Source organism: Sporosarcina sp. NCCP-2716, from assembly GCF_023707985.1.
Lineage (GTDB): Bacteria > Bacillota > Bacilli > Bacillales_A > Planococcaceae > Sporosarcina.
Genome location: NZ_BRCF01000006.1, coordinates 157013 through 174580 on the forward strand (window position 1 = coordinate 157013; position 17568 = coordinate 174580).

General features: G+C 55.6%; 15 protein-coding genes. 12 read left to right on the forward strand and 3 right to left on the reverse strand.

Annotation, left to right across the window (positions count from 1 at the left end; genetic code table 11):
* Nucleotides 1-308: 308 nt before the first annotated feature.
* Complete coding sequence (locus NFU03_RS10400) at nt 309-1403, reverse strand: M24 family metallopeptidase (RefSeq protein ID WP_251638460.1); 1095 nt, start codon at nt 1401-1403, stop codon at nt 309-311.
* A gap of 108 nt (nt 1404-1511) precedes the next feature.
* Between NFU03_RS10400 and NFU03_RS10405 the strand changes: the two genes are divergently transcribed.
* Both NFU03_RS10405 and NFU03_RS10410 read left to right on the forward strand, forming a co-directional pair.
* On the forward strand, nt 1512-2192 hold the full coding sequence (locus NFU03_RS10405; RefSeq protein ID WP_251638462.1) for a metal-dependent hydrolase: 681 nt from the start codon (nt 1512-1514) through the stop codon (nt 2190-2192).
* Between the two features lie 102 nt (nt 2193-2294).
* A complete protein-coding gene (locus NFU03_RS10410; protein WP_251638464.1) occupies nt 2295-3602 on the forward strand; it encodes a DRTGG domain-containing protein in 1308 nt (435 codons plus the stop codon).
* 27 nt (nt 3603-3629) lie between these two features.
* Here the strand turns inward: NFU03_RS10410 and NFU03_RS10415 are convergent, their stop codons facing one another.
* Nucleotides 3630-3950 (reverse strand): YtpI family protein, encoded by a 321-nt coding sequence (locus tag NFU03_RS10415; RefSeq protein WP_251638466.1) that lies wholly within the window; start codon nt 3948-3950, stop codon nt 3630-3632.
* Nucleotides 3951-4046: 96 nt separating this feature from the next.
* Here NFU03_RS10415 and NFU03_RS10420 point away from each other — a divergent pair, with 96 nt between their 5' ends.
* The 8 genes from NFU03_RS10420 (at nt 4047) to NFU03_RS10455 (ending at nt 13924) form a co-directional block, all read left to right on the forward strand.
* Entirely contained in the window at nt 4047-4991 is a 945-nt protein-coding gene (locus tag NFU03_RS10420) for a DHH family phosphoesterase (protein ID WP_251638468.1), read from the forward strand.
* Between the two features lie 14 nt (nt 4992-5005).
* Nucleotides 5006-8086 carry a DNA polymerase III subunit alpha gene (locus NFU03_RS10425; protein WP_251638470.1) on the forward strand — a complete coding sequence of 1027 codons (3081 nt, stop codon included), beginning with the start codon at nt 5006-5008 and terminating at the stop codon, nt 8084-8086.
* A gap of 116 nt (nt 8087-8202) precedes the next feature.
* Nucleotides 8203-8865 (forward strand): FadR/GntR family transcriptional regulator, encoded by a 663-nt coding sequence (locus NFU03_RS10430; RefSeq protein ID WP_251638472.1) that lies wholly within the window; start codon nt 8203-8205, stop codon nt 8863-8865.
* Complete coding sequence (gene accD / locus NFU03_RS10435; RefSeq protein ID WP_251638474.1) at nt 8859-9722, forward strand: acetyl-CoA carboxylase, carboxyltransferase subunit beta; 864 nt, start codon at nt 8859-8861, stop codon at nt 9720-9722. The genes NFU03_RS10430 and accD overlap by 7 nt, the downstream gene beginning before the upstream one ends.
* Nucleotides 9719-10675 carry an acetyl-CoA carboxylase carboxyltransferase subunit alpha gene (locus NFU03_RS10440; protein ID WP_251638475.1) on the forward strand — a complete coding sequence of 319 codons (957 nt, stop codon included), beginning with the start codon at nt 9719-9721 and terminating at the stop codon, nt 10673-10675. The genes accD and NFU03_RS10440 overlap by 4 nt, the downstream gene beginning before the upstream one ends.
* Nucleotides 10676-10712: 37 nt before the next feature.
* Nucleotides 10713-11684, forward strand: coding sequence for a 6-phosphofructokinase (gene pfkA / locus NFU03_RS10445; protein ID WP_251638476.1), 972 nt, complete (start codon nt 10713-10715; stop codon nt 11682-11684).
* 33 nt (nt 11685-11717) lie between these two features.
* A complete protein-coding gene (gene pyk / locus NFU03_RS10450; protein ID WP_251638477.1) occupies nt 11718-13478 on the forward strand; it encodes a pyruvate kinase in 1761 nt (586 codons plus the stop codon).
* A gap of 62 nt (nt 13479-13540) precedes the next feature.
* Nucleotides 13541-13924 carry an FxsA family protein gene (locus NFU03_RS10455; protein ID WP_251638478.1) on the forward strand — a complete coding sequence of 128 codons (384 nt, stop codon included), beginning with the start codon at nt 13541-13543 and terminating at the stop codon, nt 13922-13924.
* Here the strand turns inward: NFU03_RS10455 and NFU03_RS10460 are convergent.
* Nucleotides 13911-14885: an AI-2E family transporter gene (locus NFU03_RS10460; RefSeq protein WP_251638479.1), complete on the reverse strand. Its 975-nt coding sequence runs from the start codon at nt 14883-14885 to the stop codon at nt 13911-13913. The two genes, NFU03_RS10455 and NFU03_RS10460, sit on opposite strands and share 14 nt — an antisense overlap.
* A gap of 191 nt (nt 14886-15076) precedes the next feature.
* Between NFU03_RS10460 and citZ the strand changes: the two genes are divergently transcribed.
* Both citZ and icd read left to right on the forward strand, forming a co-directional pair.
* Nucleotides 15077-16192, forward strand: a complete 1116-nt coding sequence (gene citZ, locus NFU03_RS10465) for a citrate synthase (RefSeq protein WP_251638480.1) — start codon at nt 15077-15079, stop codon at nt 16190-16192.
* 75 nt (nt 16193-16267) lie between these two features.
* Complete coding sequence (gene icd / locus NFU03_RS10470; protein ID WP_251638481.1) at nt 16268-17536, forward strand: NADP-dependent isocitrate dehydrogenase; 1269 nt, start codon at nt 16268-16270, stop codon at nt 17534-17536.
* Nucleotides 17537-17568: the final 32 nt, after the last annotated feature.

Here is a 17568-nt window from a genome sequence, read left to right on the forward strand (position 1 = left end):
GGTATCTGTAAGGACGGCTAACCGCTCGATACCGGCGGCTAACCGATCAATACCATCGGCTAACCGATCAATACCGGCGGCTAACCGATCAATACCATCGGCTAACCGATCAATACCATCGGCTAACCGCTCAATTCTGGCGGCTAACCGATCGATACCCACGGCTAACCGATCGATACCATCGGCCAACCGCTCGATACCCACGGCCAACCGCTCAATTCCCACAGCCAACCGCTCAATTCCCATCGCCTGCCATCGACCTAACCCCAACAAAAAACAGTCCCCATTAAAAAGGGGACTGCGCAGCATCATCGGATGATCGTCAATTCTTTCGGGAACTTCGTCATCACTTCAACGCCGTCCGCGGTGACGACGACATCGTCTTCGATCCGCACGCCTGTGATCGATGAATCATAGATACCAGGTTCGATCGTGAACACCATGCCTTCGTCCAGCTGGAAGTCGTTCGCTCCGTGGATCGACGGGAATTCATGGACGGAAATCCCTAGGCCGTGTCCGAGACGGTGTGTGAAATACTCCCCGTATCCCGCTTCCGAGATGACATCGCGGGACGCCTTGTCGAGGTCTTTCGCTTTCACGCCAGGTTTCACGAGATCGATCGCCGCCTGGTTCGCACGTCGGACCGCTTCGTAAATATCCTTCTGTGCATCGGACGGTTCGCCGAATGCAAGCGTACGCGTAATGTCCGAACAGTAGCCTTTATGGACGACACCGAGGTCGAGCAGGACGAAATCGCCTTGGACGATCTTCCGGTCACCCGGTGTGCCGTGCGGGGAAGCTGTTTTCGTCCCGGTCAGGACCGTCGTATCGAACGACATCTTCTGTACGCCTTTCTTCTTCAGCGCAAGTTCGATCGCCGTCTGCAGTTCGAGCTCTGTCACGCCTTCCGCAATATGATCGCACGCCACTTCGATCGCATAGTCGGCAAGGGCTGCCGCTTCACGGAGAAGTCCGAGCTCCTGCTCGTCCTTCCGGCTGCGCATTGCATTCAGCTGCTCGTCCAGCCGGCTGATCGAAACCCCTGCGAACAGCGTCTCCAGCCGCTCCAGGCGTTCGACCGTCAGATGGGACTTCTCGATGGCAATCGACTGGATGCCATCCATCCGGCGTCCGGCCGCTTCCTTCACGAATTCCCACGCGTCGTCCGTATCTTCGTAGCCGACCGCTTCGTATTCCCAGCCGGCTGCCTTCACATCAGGCACTTCCATGAGGGGGCAGATGATGAACGGATCGGCGTCCTTGAAAATCATCACACCGAGCAGCCGCTCATGCGGATCACTGCTGAAACCGGATAAATAGAAGATGTTGTCAGGTGTCGTGACGAGTGCTGCATCCGTCTTGTGGTCTGTTAGAAATTGCTGGATCGTTTCAAGTCTGTTCAAGTGAATTCCTCCTCTTTACATCTTTCATCATACCAAAAAAGAGGGTTTGCGGCAGGTTTCGTGAATCCGTCTATGAGGAAAGAAGTCAAAGTGGAGGTGCCGGATAAATTGCAAATCTCATATCATGGACATTCGATCGTCAAAGTGAAGACACAGGGCTATGAAATACTCATCGATCCGTTCATCACAGGGAACGAACTGACGGATCTGATAGCGGAAGAACAGAAGCCGGATGTCATCCTGCTCACGCACGGACATAACGACCACGTCGGGGATACGGTCGATATCGCGAAAGCGAGCGGTGCGCTCGTCGTCGCGCCGAACGAACTGGCCGTCTGGCTCGGCTGGCAGGGACTCGACACGCACGGCATGAACATCGGCGGGGCTCATCAGTTCTACTTCGGAACGGTAAAATACACAAAAGCGTTCCACAGCTCGTCCTATACGACGGAGGATAAGCAGATCATCTATACCGGGATGCCGGCGGGAATCCTGTTTTCGGCGGAAGGCAAAACGATCTACCATGCCGGCGACACGTCACTGTTCGGCGATATGGAGCTGATCGGCAGACGGAACACAATCGACGTGGCGTTCCTGCCGATTGGGGATAATTTCACGATGGGGCCAGAAGACGCGGCGTATGCAGCTGGCCTGCTGAAGCCGAAGCTTGCGGTACCTGTCCATTACAATACTTTCCCTGCAATCAGACAGGATCCCGAGACGTTCTGCAGCCTCGCGGACAGCACGGAGGCGAGAGTGATGGCACCGGGAGAATCGATCACTTTGTAACATGGCTGTGCCGCCTGGGCGATTTCTCGGGCGGCACGGTTTTTTTCGTGAAATTATGGTAAACTGAGACTCTAAGGCAACCATAAGGAAAAGGTGAACGACATGTCGACAAAACATGAGCAGATTCTGCGCCATATCGAAGAACTGCCCGTCGGTGAGAAGATCTCGGTCCGGCAGATCGCCCGCGCGCTCGCGGTCAGCGAAGGCACAGCCTACCGGGCCATCAAAGAAGCCGAAAACAATAAGCTCGTCAATACGATCGAGCGTGTCGGGACAATCCGGATCGAAAAGAAGAAGAAGGAGAATATTGAACGGCTGACATTTGCGGAAGTTGTCAATATTGTGGATGGGAGCGTGCTCGGCGGGATGGGCGGCCTGCACAAGACCCTGACCAAGTTCCTGATCGGCGCCATGCAGGTGGATGATATACGCCGCTATATCCAGCCCGGCAGCCTCCTGATCGTCGGCAACCGGCAAAGGGCACACCGTCTTGCACTCAGTGCAGGGGCGGCTGTCCTCGTTACGGGCGGTTTTGATACGGCTGACGAAGTGAAGGAGCTTGCCGACTCACTCGGCCTGCCGGTCATCTCGACGAGTTATGACTCGTTCACCGTCGCGACGATGCTTGACCGTGCCATCTCCGACCAGATGATCGAAAAGGATATTCTGCTCGTCGAGGATATCCAGCATCCGCTCGCGAACACGATCGCTCTGTCCATCCAGGATACGGTCGGACGGTTCAACGAAGTGAGCCGCAAAACGTCGCACTCGGCTTTTCCGGTCATCGAGCGGAACGGGAGAGTCGTCGGCATGGTGACGTCGAAAGATATCGTCGGCAAGCACGACACGGAGCCGATCGGCAAAGTCATGACATCTTCACCAATAACGGCGACCCGCAAGATGAGCGTCGCCTCCGCCGGCCACAGCATGGTCTGGGAAGGGATCGATCTGCTGCCTGTCGTGACGGAATCGGGGATCCTCGACGGAGTCCTCAGCCGCCAGGACGTACTGAAAGCGTTCCAGATGACCCAGCGCCAGCCGCAGCACGGCCAGACGATCGACGATATCGTCAAGAGCCAGATGCATGCGGATGATGAAACCAAACCGAACATCACTTTCGATGTGATACCGCAGCTGACGAACCAGTTCGGCACCTTGTCCTACGGCGCGCTCACGACACTGCTTGCTGAAACGGGCAACCGCGCCATCAAACTCGTCAAGCGAGGGGAAAGTGTGCCGGAAAACATCACCATCTACTTCATGAAGCATGTCCAGCTCGGCAGTACTGTCCAAGTTACGCCGGATATTCTTCACATGAGCCGCCGTGTCGTAAAAATGGACATCTCCATTTTCGCGGAAGGCGAAATGGTCGGCAAAGCGCTCGTTACATACCAGCTGCTGGAACGCTGAACAGAAAAAAACGCTGATGCCGGGGCATCAGCGTGTATTCAATTCCGTCTCTTCATCGACAAATCGGTTGTAATGCTTCATCGCTCTCCAGTTGAAGATGGAGACGTAACCGCCGAGGACGACGAAGACAGCGACGACCGCATAAGTGATAGCACCGTCGAACAGCAGCAGCTGATTGACGCCGAACACGACGAGCATGATGCCGAGGAACATCCCGGCTTTCGAAGCGAACATCTTTTTGCGGATCGGGAACACTTGGCTCGTCCGGAACTGGCGTGTTTTGAAGTAAAAGTAGAACACTGCCGAAGCAATGATGAGGAACACGAGTATGAAATTCACTGTCTGCATAGTACAGCCCTCCAGAAGAATAGTACACGTCTTCTATTGTAGCGGCTTCGTCATACAAATGCGAACGCAATTATTTGAACAATGGGGGAACGGACCATGAAAAGACAAATCATCGACACAATTGAACGCTATTCCACAATTATCATCCACCGGCACGTGCGTCCGGATCCCGACGCTTTCGGATCACAAGTCGGCCTCAAGAAACTGATCGAAGCGAACTACCCCGGTAAAACCGTCCATGCCGCCGGAAGCGACGACGGGCAGCTCGCCTTCCTCGCATCACAGGACGCTGTAACCGACGACATGTACAGCGGAGCGCTCGTCATCGTCACCGATACGGCGAACACCGACCGTATCGACGGCCAAGACTACGGAAAAGGTGATTTCCTCGTCAAGATCGACCACCATCCGAACGTCGATCCGTACGGTGATGTCCTGTGGGTCGACACCGATGCGAGTTCCTGCTCGGAAATGATCTTCGGCCTGTACGCAGAAGGCCGGGAGTACAAGGGCTGGACGATGCCGGACGAAGCGGCTCGTCTGCTGTTCGCCGGCATCGTCGGGGACACGGGCCGGTTCATGTATCCGAGTGCGACCGGTACGACATTCGAAGTCGCAAGCGAGCTTATCAAGCACGATTTCGACCGTCAGCAGATCTTCGCGGGGATGTACGAAGTGGAACGCAGCATGCTGAATCTGCAGGGGTACGTCTATCAGAACTTCCAGATGGATGAAAACGGCGCCGCCTACATCAAACTCCCAACGGATATCCTTCAGCAGTTCGGCGTGCGCCCGGAAGAGACGTCTTCCCTAGTCAGCTCCCTCGGAGACGTGAAAGGCATTTGTGCATGGCTCATATTCGTTGAGGAGCCGGATCAGATCCGCGTGCGGCTCCGTTCGAAAAAAGTGGTCATCAATGAACTGGCGGCTGACTATGGCGGCGGGGGACATCCACTTGCAGCAGGCGCTTCCGTCCATTCGTGGGATGAAGCCGATGAGGTCATCAGCAGGCTGAAAGCGATGTGCGCGCAACACAAATGAGGGAGGGGCAGACCATGACGCTTGTTTACCCGCAGCTGATCACTGGTGCTGATTTCCTGAACGGCATTATCAAACTGGACCGGCTGGCTCCTCTTCTTCAGCGAAGAGGGGCTGTTTCTGCTGCGATCGTCAATTCTTCGCTGTCAGGTGTCCGATCGTTCTGGAAAGTGATGACGAAATACGGCATCCATCCGGTGATCGGCCTGTCCCTGCACGTCGAAACGGAAGCGGGCGGGAAACCGCTCATTTACATATACGCTAAAAATGACGAAGGCTTCCGGCAGCTCCTGAAGGCGAGCAGTGCAGCCGCGACACGGGAGTCCGGCACGCTGCCTGAGAAGTGGCTCAAGCCATATACGGAAAACTGCGCTGTCGTCCTGTCGCTCACCTCGCCGACGTGGGAAGGATTCCGCTCACCCGATGACATCCAAAGATTCACGGAGCACTGCGGCACTGCCGACCTGTACATCGGCATCGCCAGGCCGGCGGGTGAAGTCCAAGAGGAGGAACAGCAGATCGAGGAAGCGGCGGATGCAGCAGGCCTGCCGATCATCGCCTGCAGCGAAGCGAGATTCATCGATCCGGAAGACGCGTTCAGTTATGAGACGGCCCAGGCGATCCGGGACGGATACAAGCTGAACGACCCGGCACGTCCGGTGAATATGCATGGCAACAGTTACGTACCGGAGGAATCGGAACTAGCAGCATGGTTCACCGGAAAAGAGGAGTGGCTGCAGCGAGCCGCGGACCTTCTTTTGTCGTGCACGGTGCAGCTGCCTGAAAAACGGCTCCTCATGCCCCGGTTCCCCGTAGCTGACGAGGACACACCGGCTGCGCTGCTGGAACGGCGCTGCCGGGCAGGTCTGCAGGACAAGATCGGAACGCTGACCGGCGAGTACGAGGAACGGCTCCGTTACGAGCTGGACGTCATCTCGTCGATGGGGTATGCGGATTACTTCCTCATCGTTGAAGATTTCATTGACTATGCAAAAGGGAACGAGATCGAAGTCGGTCCGGGACGCGGCTCGTCCGCCGGTTCTCTCGTCGCTTTCTCCCTCGGCATCACAGCGGTCGATCCGCTGAAATACGGCCTCATCTTCGAACGGTTCCTGAACAGGAGCCGCGTGACGATGCCCGATATCGATGTGGATTTCGCGGACACCCGGCGTCTTGAAGTCGTGGAATACGTCGCCCGGAAATACGGCAGGAACCATGTCGCCCAGATCATCACGTTCGGCACGCTGTCGGCGAAATCCGTGGCCCGCAATACGGCCCGGGTGTTCGGTTTCTCGAATGAAGACCTGTCGTTCGTCTCGAAGAACCTCGCCGCGGCGCATGGCAGGACACTGAGCGAACGGATCGATCAGTCGCCCGCCCTCCGCAAGTGGATCGAGGCAGACGAAGTCAGATCGAAGTGGCTCCAGGCTTCCCTGGCACTCGAAGGGCTGCCCCGCAATGCATCGACCCATGCGGCAGGTGTCATCCTGTCCCCGAACCCGCTCGTCGAAACGGTTCCTCTGCAGAGCGGCGGGGATTCCGTCTACCTGACCCAATGGGCGATGAATGACGCGGAAGAAGCCGGTCTCCTGAAAATGGACTTCCTCGGTCTGCGGAACCTCACACTCCTCGACCGGATCCGGCGGAATGTACGCCGTGACACTGGCAGGAACGTACTGCTTGACCAGCTGCCGCTGACGGACGAACCGACGCTCGAACTGTTCCGGCAGGGGGACATGCTCGGCGTGTTCCAGTTCGAGTCACCGGGAATGAGAAGGGCGCTGCGCGAAGTCGAACCGGATTCGTTCGGCGATATCTATGCCGTCAACGCACTCTACCGTCCCGGTCCGATGGAGTTCATCCCACTCTACAGCCGGCGTAAAAAAGGCCGGGAGCCTGTCCATTATACGCATCCGGCACTTGAACCGATCCTGAAGGAAACGTACGGCATCATCGTCTATCAGGAACAGATCATGCAGATTGCCGTGCAGATTGCCGGGTTCACGATGGGGGAGGCCGATCTTCTCCGGCGCGCCATCAGCAAAAAGAAACGGGATATCCTTGAACAGGAACAGGCCCATTTCACGGCTGGCGCGGTGAAAAACGGTTTCCCTGAACAGGCCGCTGCAAGTATTTACGAGCTGATCGTCAAGTTTGCGGACTACGGATTTCCGAAAAGCCATGCGGTCGCCTATTCCCTCATCTCCTACCAGCTCGCGTATTTGAAAGCGAACTACCCAGCCCCGTTTTACGCAGCGTGCCTCAGTGTACTCGCCGGCTCGCCTGAAAAGATGATGGAATACATCGGGGAGATGAGAACGAAGGGCATCCGGCTGCTCGGTCCTTCCATCACGAAGAGCAAATGGTCCGCTTCGACGGAAAACGGGGCGGTGCGCCTCGGACTGAACGCAGTGAAAGGCGTACCGTATTCGTTCTATAAAGCGGTGCGCGAAGCTGCAGATCAGAAAGCACCGCTGAAAACCCTCTTCGATCTGGCAGTAGCTTCCGGCGCCGAGCAGTTCAATGACAAAACCGTCCCGCCGCTCGTCAAGTCGGGCGCGCTCGATGAGTTCGGACAGCCCCGCGAAGTGCTGCTCGCATCGATTGAAGCTGCGAAGAAACACGCACTGTTCGTCCGTCCCACCGACGGGGCAGACCTGTTTGCAGGCATGATGGGCAGCATCGCGAGTCCGAAATACAGTCCGGCCGGGACGATGCCCGAGATGGAGCGGCTGGAGTCCGAAAAGGAAGTGCTCGGATTCTACCTGTCCGAACATCCGGCAGGTGCGTTCCGGAAAACGCTCGAAGAACCGGCTCTGCCGCTCAGTCAGGCCGCAGAAACAGCTCCCGGTTCACGTGTCACAGTGGCAGGGCTGCTGACGGAATGCAAACGGATCCGTACGAAAAAAGGGGAAGCGATGGCATTCCTCGAACTGCAAGACGAAACCGGAAGCCTGTCCGTCACCCTCTTCCCGAAAGTGTACGCCTCTTCCAGCCACGCGCTGGACGGACAGGTCATGATCGTCTGCCGGGGGAAAACGGAACTGAGGAACGGCATCCCCCAGCTCGTGGCGGATGAACTGTACGTTCCCGGTTGAGCAGACTGGAATTTGCCGATCCCCAGATATCACTTTACGCGGCGCCCCCTTTTTTGTATGCTTATACAGGGAAGTGGTCTGACCACTTAAGCAGAGAATGCAGAAGGAGTCCGGCTATGGAAAAATCAAGTCCGTCATCGAAGCGTTTTTTGGATATCGTGCATGATCTGCGCACGATCATTAAAGAAGAGGGTGCCGTCATCGGAGATAAGCTCCCTTCCGAGCGTGTGCTCGCAGAACGCCTGCAAGTCGGCAGGTCGACAGTACGGGAAGCCTTACGGAGCCTGGAACTGCTAGGCCTGATCGAGACAAGGCGGGGGGAAGGCACGTTTCTCGCGGATTACAAAAAACATCAGCTCGTTGAGATCCTGTCCGCTTTCATCATGCAGCATCCTCAATCCTTACAGCACGTAGATGCGACACGCCGGATCCACGAAACAGCAGCGATCGAAAGTATTGCAGCCGACGCAGAACTGCGCGGACTGCCGGTATGGCAGGGATTCTTACGCAAGATGGAACTGGGGGAGCCGGTCATCCGGGAGGACGTGCTGAAAGAGCTGCTCGTCGCTGCCGGAAACCGCCTTTCCTTGAAAATCTGGTTTTTACTGAAACAATACAGCCGCGTTCCGACGCAATACGAAATTACCGCTGGGGAGCAAGGCTATGTCACACGGATGCTGGACGGACTGATGGACGGCAGCAGCGTGACGGCCATCGGTCATTACGATGACTGGCTGGACCTTGTAAATGCAGAAAGAAGGGGCGAACACGAATGCTAAGGGATCTATTTACAAATACGAAGAAACAGCAGGCGATCATGCCGAACGCCAAATCCAAGAGTGATGTACCTGAAGGGATCATGACGAAATGTCCGGAATGTAAGCATGTGATCCCGACGAAAGAATTAGGGAAACTGCTGAAAGTCTGCCCGAAATGCGATTTCCATTTCAAAATGACAGCTCACGAGCGGATCGACTCCCTGCTGGATGAAGGGACATTCGTATCGATGGACGATCATCTCGCCACTGGAAACCCGCTCGAGTTTCCGGCGTACACCGCGAAAGTGAAGAAAGACGCTGAAACGACGGGACTGAACGAAGCGGTGCTGACAGGCACGGGCAAGATCGCCGGCTGCGAGATCGCCATCGCAGTCATGGATTCCTATTTCCGCATGGGTTCGATGGGATCTGTCGTCGGTGAGAAGATTACGAGAGCAGTAGAGAAGGCGACGGAACTCGGCGTACCGATGCTCATCTTCTCAGCCAGCGGGGGTGCACGCATGCAGGAAGGTGTCCTGTCCCTCATGCAGATGGCCAAAACTAGTGTGGCGCTGAACCGCCATGCCGAAAAAGGGCTGCTTTATGTATCGGTCATGACCTATCCGACAACAGGCGGCGTCTCCGCAAGTTTCGCGTCCGTCGGTGACATCAACCTCGCCGAACCGAAAGCATTGATCGGGTTTGCAGGACGGCGTGTCATTGAACAGACCGTCCGCGAAAAACTGCCTGAAAACTTCCAGACAGCCGAATTCCTCCTGGATCACGGCCAGCTCGATGCGGTCGTCCACCGGGTCGATCTCCAAGATATGCTGTCCCGGATACTCCGGCTGCATACGAAGGGGGGAGCAGCGCTATGAAGAAGACGCTGTCATTCGAAGAACCGATCATCAAACTGCGTGAGAAGATCCAGGAACTGAAGGAATTCACGGAAACGAACGAAGTCGACCTTTCAGATGAAATCCGGAACTTGAACAGCCGGCTCGAAAACCTGGAGAACGAAATATACGGCAACATGGAAACGTGGGAGCGCGTACAAGTGGCGCGCCACCCGGAACGGCCGACGACGTACGACTACATCGGCGCGCTATTTGAGGACTTCATCGAGCTGCACGGCGACCGTGTATTCGGCGACGATGCTGCGATCGTCGGCGGGATCGGGCTGTTCGACGGCGAACCGCTGACGATCATCGGCCACCAGCGCGGAAAAGATACGAAAGAGAACGTCAAGCGGACATTCGGCATGCCACATCCTGAAGGATACCGGAAAGCGCTCCGGCTCATGAAACAAGCCGAGAAATTCGGCCGCCCCGTCGTCTGCTTCATCGACACGAAAGGGGCTTACCCCGGCCGTGCCGCTGAAGAACGCGGACAGAGCGAGGCGATCGCCCGCAATCTCGTGGAAATGGCAGGCCTGACTGTGCCTGTGATTTCGATCGTCATCGGTGAAGGCGGCAGCGGCGGCGCCCTTGCGCTCGGCGTTGCGAACCGGATCTACATGCTCGAACACTCGACATACTCGGTCATTTCACCGGAAGGCGCGGCCTCGATCCTCTGGAAGGACGCAGCATACGCAAAAGAAGCAGCTGTCGCTATGAAGATCACCGCACCCGACCTCCTGAAGATGGGTATCATCGATGACATCATCCCGGAAGTGCTCGGCGGTGCGCATCGTGACGCGAAGCAGCAGGCGGAGTCTATGCGGAAAACACTGAAGGCGGGTCTTGACGAACTGAAGAGTCTCGGCAGGAATGCCCTCGTGCAGGACCGATATGATAAATTCCGGAAAATCGGGGTATTTACTGAACAGTGACACAGTTTGACGCATCATGATGGAAGGAGCGGATCTTATGAAGAAGATTGCAGTACTGACGAGCGGCGGTGATGCCCCCGGCATGAACGCGGCCCTGCGTGCAGTCGTCCGGAAGTCGATTTACGAAGGACTGGAAGTGGCAGGTGTATTCAACGGCTATCAAGGTCTCATCGACGGCAAGATCGAACTGCTGCAGCTCGGCTCGGTCGGAGATATCATCCAGCGCGGCGGGACGATGCTCCGCTCAGCCCGCTGTCCTCAGTTCCTGACAGCGGAAGGACGCGAACAGGCGATGGCACAGCTGCGACGCCATGCAGTGGAGGGTGTTGTCGTCATAGGCGGCGACGGATCATTCAGAGGGGCGCTCGAACTCAGCAGACTCGGCATGCCTGTCGCCTGCGTGCCTGCCACCATCGATAATGATATCAACGGTACCGATTTCACGATCGGCTTCGATACGGCGCTCAATACGGTCATCGACGCCATCGATAAGATACGGGACACCGCGACCTCGCATGAGCGGACTTTCATCATCGAAGTGATGGGCAGGAATGCAGGGGATCTGGCGCTTTGGGCAGGACTTGCCGGAGGCGCGGAGACCATCCTGATCCCGGAAGAGAAATATGATATGCCGAAGATTCTCAACCGGCTGCGGCGCGGGACGGAGCGCGGCAAGAAGCACAGCATCATCATCGTTGCGGAAGGCGTGATGTCCGCGGCGGAGCTGGCAGAAAAGCTGATCACAGAAGAGAAAGTCGACACACGGGTTTCCGTGCTCGGCCATATCCAGCGCGGCGGCTCCCCGTCAGCGAGGGACCGGGTGCTTGCGAGCCAGTTCGGCGCGCGCGCGGTCGAATCCCTGCTGCGCGGTAATGTCAAAACCGCAATCGGCATGAAAAACCACCAGGTGATCGAATACGCACTTGAACACGTCTTCGAAAAGACGGACGACGGTTTCAGTGACTTTGACAAGGGCATGTATACACTGTCGAAAGAACTATCGATCTAACGCTATCATTTGAAAAGGAAGTGGTCATGCACAATGAGAAAAACGAAAATCGTCTGTACTATCGGACCCGCCAGTGAGTCACCTGAAAAGCTGGAGCAGCTGATCGACGCCGGCATGAACGTCGCACGGCTGAATTTTTCACACGGTGATCATGAAGAACATTTGAACCGCATCCAGGCAATCCGGAAAGCTGCCGCGGCCAAGAAGAAGACGATCGGCATCCTGCTCGATACGAAAGGTCCTGAAATCCGGACACATACGATGGAGAACGGACGAATCGAGCTGCAGACCGGAGATTCGATCGACGTTTCGATGACGGAAGTGGTGGGCACGAATGAACGGTTCTCGATTTCGTATGACCAGCTCATCGACGACGTGGACAAGGATGACACGATCCTGCTCGACGACGGTCTCATCATGCTGCGGGTGACGGGAAAAGATAACGCAAACGGTCTGATCCACACCGTCGTTGTTAATTCAGGTGAACTGAAGAACAAAAAAGGCGTCAACGTCCCGGGGGTTTCCGTCCAGCTTCCGGGTATCACGGAAAAGGACAAGCAGGATATCCTGTTCGGCATCGAACACGGTCTGGACTTCATCGCCGCTTCGTTCGTCAGACGTCCTGAAGATGTGCTCGAGATCCGCGAACTGCTGGAGAATAACGGCGGCGGCTCGCTGCACATCATACCGAAAATCGAGAACCAGGAAGGCGTCGACAACATCGATGCGATCATCGAAGTATCTGACGGCCTGATGGTGGCGCGCGGTGACCTCGGAGTCGAGATCCCGCCGGAAGAAGTCCCGGTCATCCAGAAACAGCTCATCGAAAAGTGCAACCGGGCTGGTAAACCTGTCATCACGGCGACGCAGATGCTTGACTCGATGCAGCGCAACCCACGTCCGACACGTGCCGAAGCGAGTGACGTGGCAAACGCCATTTTCGACGGTTCCGATGCAATCATGCTGTCCGGGGAAACAGCTGCAGGGCTGTATCCGGTGGAATCCGTGGAGACGATGGACCGCATCGCACGGAAAATCGAGGAATCGTTCGACTACCGTTCGTTCATCACGACACGCCGTCGTGAAAAACACGGTAATATGACGGATGCGATCGGCCAGGCAGCTGCCTATACGGCCATCAACCTGAAAGTCAATGCAGTGATCGCCCCGACGGAGAGCGGCACGACGGCACGGATGATTTCAAAATACCGTCCGGGATGCCCGATCATCTCCGTGACTTCTTCCGAAGCGACTGCCCGCCGCCTGACCCTTGTCTGGGGGGCGTATCCGATCGTCGGCAGCCGGGTCACATCAATCGACTCGATCCTTGACGAATCGGTCGAACAGAGTGTGAAGCACAAATACGTCACACACGGCGATGTCGTCATCATCACAGCAGGCGTCCCGGTCGGTGAGGCAGGAACGACGAACCTCATGAAGATCCATGTCATCGGTGACATGCTGGCTAAAGGCCAGGGGATCGGCAAGGACGTCGCTTACGGACGGGCAGTCGTCGCCCGGACGGCAGCAGAAGCGGAAGCGAACAATCTCGAGGGAGCGATCCTCGTGACGAATTCGACTGATCGTGATATGCTTCCTGTGCTGGAGAAATGTGCCGGCCTGATCACAGAAGAAGGCGGCTTGACGAGCCATGGGGCCATCGTCGGCCTCAACCTCGGCATTCCTGTCATCGTCGGTGTCCACAATGCCACAGATATCATCAAGCACAACAAAGAGATCACGATGGATGCCGAAACTGGCGTCATCTATAAAGGGCATGCAAAGGTCCTATAATTATGAAAACCGCTTCCCTTCATGCAGGGACAGCGGTTTTTCGCAAAAGAGGAGACAAGCTCATGAAATGGTTGATACTTCTATTCATCGCAGTGCCGGCAGCTGAGCTCGCACTGCTGCTTACGGCCGGGAGCCATCTAGGGGTCGTCCCGACAATCGCGATCATTTTCATCACCGGGATCGGCGGGGCGTACTTGGCGAAACGGCAGGGCTTCCGGGCGATCACCGAATTCCGCCAGCGTCTAGCAATGGGGGATGCCCCGGGTCCTGCGATCATCGACGGACTGCTGATCTTCCTCGGCGGCATCCTCCTGCTCATGCCTGGGTTCATCACCGATATTACAGGTCTCCTTCTGCTGTTCAGCTGGCCGCGCCATTTTATCCGTCCGCTCATCATCCGCCTGATCTACAGGAAGATGAAAAAAGGAACTCTCATCGTCCGGTGAACCCCGGGTGGCCTTTCACTTTCATGGCGATGTGCATGAGGAACGGGGTCAGCAGGATACCGGGAAGACCGAACAGGTAAAAGGAGCTCGCCGTGATCAGGAAAGCATGGACAGGCTGCACCCTGAAAGCGGATGCCCATAAGTACGACTCGCCGAACTGCCGGCTCAGCAAAGCCAGGCAGTACAGCAGAAGCAGTGCGGACCCGTACAGCAGATCACCTGTGTAGAAGTAGAACAGGATCATCGGAAACAGGAACAGACCGATCCCGAGGAAGGGGAGACTGTCGGACAGCGCGATGAAGAACGCCGTGCCGACCGGGGAGGAGAACGACAGGGCGAAGAAACCGATCACCAGCAGCAGGAAGGTCAGACAGAACAGCCTGACCTCTATCGAAAAGAACTGGCCGGCCAGTTCCCCTGCTTTCTTGAACAGGCGGTGCGCTTGGCAGCGCATCGTCTTCGGAAAGTAGACGAGGAACCAGAACCGGTCTTTTCCTGTTTCCCGCAGCGCAAAGAAAAACGCCACCAGGAAGATGAACAGCGTGAACACTTGCTGGAACAGCAGCGCAGAAAATGAGACGGCATGCTCGACGAGCGCATAGCCCGCAGTGAGCACATGATCCCTCAGGAACGAGATCGCCACGCCCGACCAGTCCTGGCTTCCTGTCAGCGGCTCGAGGTGCCGCTCAGCCGCCGCCAGTGTATCCATCAGGCTTTGCGTCACCATGAACGACAGCCCGGCAATCGCCCCGATCATCACCCCCATCGAAAGAAGGGTCGAAAGCGTCCTCGGAATTTTGAACCCGTCATGGAACAGCCTCATCAGCGGCGCAGCGAAATACGCTAAAATGATAGCGATTCCCGCAGGCGGCACAGCAAACAGGAAAACACCCGCCGCCAGAGCAGGCAGGAACGGGACGACGTATTGTGAAAAGACCTTGGAAACACTCCATTTTTGCATCATCGACCACTCCTGTTGCATAGATTTCCAGTGAATTGTGTGCATTATCATTCACAAAACCGACAAAGTTTACTATAATGACAGATGTAAGCGTTTTAGGCGGAACCAATATACTCAGAACAGCCGTAGTTCCCAACCGGCGGATGGTAAAACCGAGGATGCAGCGGCTGCTGACTGAAGGAGAGAGTTTCATGACATCTACTAAAGGTTTAGAAGGAATCGTGGCGACACAGTCCTCGATCAGCTCCATCATCGATGATACCCTTACATATGTCGGGTATGACATCGACGATCTGGCGAACAATGCGAGTTTCGAAGAGGTTGTCTATCTTCTATGGCACCTGCGTCTGCCAAAAGAAGATGAGCTTGCTGAATTGAAACAGCAATTGGCGGATAACATGTCCGTGCCTGAACAAGTTCTCGCTCACTTTAAAACGTATCCTATCCAAAAAGTGCATCCGATGGCAGCATTGCGCACAGCGATCTCCATGTTAGGGTTATATGACGACGAAGCCGAAGATATGTCCAAGGAAGCGAACTACCTGAAGGCCATCAAGCTCCAGGCGAAGATCGCCACTGTCGTGACAGCCTTCGCGCGAATCCGTAAAGGACTCGAGCCGGTTGCGCCGGACACAACACTCGGCTTCGCAGCAAACTTCCTGTACATGCTGAAAGGCGAAAAGCCGGAAGACGTGGAAATCGAAGCGTTCGACAAGGCGCTCGTCCTTCACGCCGACCACGAATTGAATGCTTCCACATTCACAGCCCGCGTCTGTGTCGCTACTCTTTCTGACATGTACTCTGGCGTGACAGCCGCTATCGGCGCGCTCAAAGGACCGCTGCACGGCGGTGCGAACGAGCAGGTCATGAAGATGCTCATGGAAATCGGCAGCGAAGAGAACGTGGACAAGTATATCCACGACAAACTCGCGAACAAAGAGAAGATCATGGGCTTCGGCCACCGTGTCTACCGCAAAGGCGACCCGCGTGCGAAACACCTGCGTGAAATGTCAGAAAAACTGACAGAACTGCGCGGCGAAGGTAAATATTTCCGCATGTCCGAAGAGATCGCATCGATCGTGACAGGGGAAAAGAACCTGCCGCCGAATGTTGATTTTTACTCGGCATCGGTATATCATTCACTTGGGATTGACCATGATCTCTTCACGCCGATTTTCGCGGTATCCCGTATTTCCGGCTGGATTGCACACATCCTGGAACAGTACGAAAATAATCGTCTGATCCGTCCGCGTGCAGAGTATGTCGGACCGGGTATGCAGAAATACGTGCCAATCGAAGAGCGATAAGCGGAAAGAACAGAAACGATCGGGGCGGTATACTTTCATACCGGCCCTCTACTTATGACCCAAGGAGGAATTGTAATGGCTAACGAAGGAAAAATCACAGTAACAGACGGTGTTCTCAACGTACCCGACCACGCAGTAATTCCGTACATCATCGGTGACGGAACTGGCCCTGACATCTGGCATGCGGCTTCCCGCGTCCTTGAAAGCGCAGTGGACAAAGCATATGACAGCAAGCGCAAGATCGAATGGAAAGAAGTACTCGCAGGGGAAAAAGCATTCAACGAAACTGGTGAATGGCTCCCGCAGGAAACATTGGATACGATCGAAGAATACCTGATCGCTATCAAAGGACCATTGACGACTCCGATCGGCGGCGGCTTCCGTTCCCTTAACGTTGCCCTCCGTCAGGAACTGGATCTCTATACGTGCCTGCGTCCGGTCCGTTACTTCGAAGGAGTGCCTTCGCCAGTAAAACATCCGGAAGACTGTGATATGGTCATCTTCCGTGAAAACACAGAAGATATCTACGCAGGGATCGAGTACAAAGAAGGTACACCGGAAGTGAAGAAAGTCATCGAGTTCCTCCAGAACGAAATGGGCGCGAAAAACATCCGCTTCCCTGAAACTTCAGGTATCGGCATCAAGCCTGTATCCGAAGAAGGCACAAAGCGTCTCGTCCGCGGTGCGCTGAACTATGCCATCAAAGAAGGACGCAAATCGGTAACCCTCGTGCACAAAGGGAACATCATGAAGTTCACAGAAGGCGCATTCAAAAACTGGGGATACGAAGTGGCTGAACAGGAATTCGGCGACAAAGTGTTCACATGGAACGAATACGACCGCATCAAGGACGAAAAAGGCGCAGATGCAGCGAACAAAGCACAATCGGATGCTGAAGCGGCAGGCAAGATCATCGTGAAGGATTCCATCGCGGATATCTTCCTCCAGCAGATCCTGACACGTCCGAAAGAGTTCGACGTCGTTGCGACGATGAACCTGAACGGAGACTACATCTCAGATGCACTTGCTGCGCAAGTCGGCGGTATCGGGATTGCTCCTGGAGCGAACATCAACTACGATACAGGCCATGCAATCTTCGAAGCGACTCATGGTACAGCACCGAAATATGCAGGTCTCGACAAAGTGAACCCGTCATCACTCCTGCTTTCCGGTGTCATGATGCTCGAACACCTCGGCTGGACAGAAGCGGCTGAAATGATCACGAAATCGATCGAGAAGACGATCGCTTCGAAAGTGGTCACGTATGACTTCGCCCGACTCATGGACGGTGCGACAGAAGTGAAGACATCCGAGTTCGCAGACGAGCTTATCAAAAACCTGTAAGTTTACGAGAAGGATACTGCAGGTACACTATA

Bases quoted from the DNA above. Each gene is read 5' to 3' on its own strand.
- NFU03_RS10415 (WP_251638466.1), bottom strand. From the start codon at position 3,950: ATGCAGACAGTGAATTTCATACTCGTGTTCCTCATCATTGCTTCGGCA.
- NFU03_RS10420 (WP_251638468.1), top strand. From the start codon at position 4,047: ATGAAAAGACAAATCATCGACACAATTGAACGCTATTCCACAATTATC.
- NFU03_RS10460 (WP_251638479.1), bottom strand. From the start codon at position 14,885: ATGCAAAAATGGAGTGTTTCCAAGGTCTTTTCACAATACGTCGTCCCG.
- pyk (WP_251638477.1), top strand. From the start codon at position 11,718: ATGAGAAAAACGAAAATCGTCTGTACTATCGGACCCGCCAGTGAGTCA.
- icd (WP_251638481.1), top strand. From the start codon at position 16,268: ATGGCTAACGAAGGAAAAATCACAGTAACAGACGGTGTTCTCAACGTA.
- accD (WP_251638474.1), top strand. From the start codon at position 8,859: ATGCTAAGGGATCTATTTACAAATACGAAGAAACAGCAGGCGATCATG.
- NFU03_RS10440 (WP_251638475.1), top strand. From the start codon at position 9,719: ATGAAGAAGACGCTGTCATTCGAAGAACCGATCATCAAACTGCGTGAG.
- citZ (WP_251638480.1), top strand. From the start codon at position 15,077: ATGACATCTACTAAAGGTTTAGAAGGAATCGTGGCGACACAGTCCTCG.
- NFU03_RS10430 (WP_251638472.1), top strand. From the start codon at position 8,203: ATGGAAAAATCAAGTCCGTCATCGAAGCGTTTTTTGGATATCGTGCAT.
- NFU03_RS10425 (WP_251638470.1), top strand. From the start codon at position 5,006: ATGACGCTTGTTTACCCGCAGCTGATCACTGGTGCTGATTTCCTGAAC.
- pfkA (WP_251638476.1), top strand. From the start codon at position 10,713: ATGAAGAAGATTGCAGTACTGACGAGCGGCGGTGATGCCCCCGGCATG.
- NFU03_RS10410 (WP_251638464.1), top strand. From the start codon at position 2,295: ATGTCGACAAAACATGAGCAGATTCTGCGCCATATCGAAGAACTGCCC.
- NFU03_RS10455 (WP_251638478.1), top strand. From the start codon at position 13,541: ATGAAATGGTTGATACTTCTATTCATCGCAGTGCCGGCAGCTGAGCTC.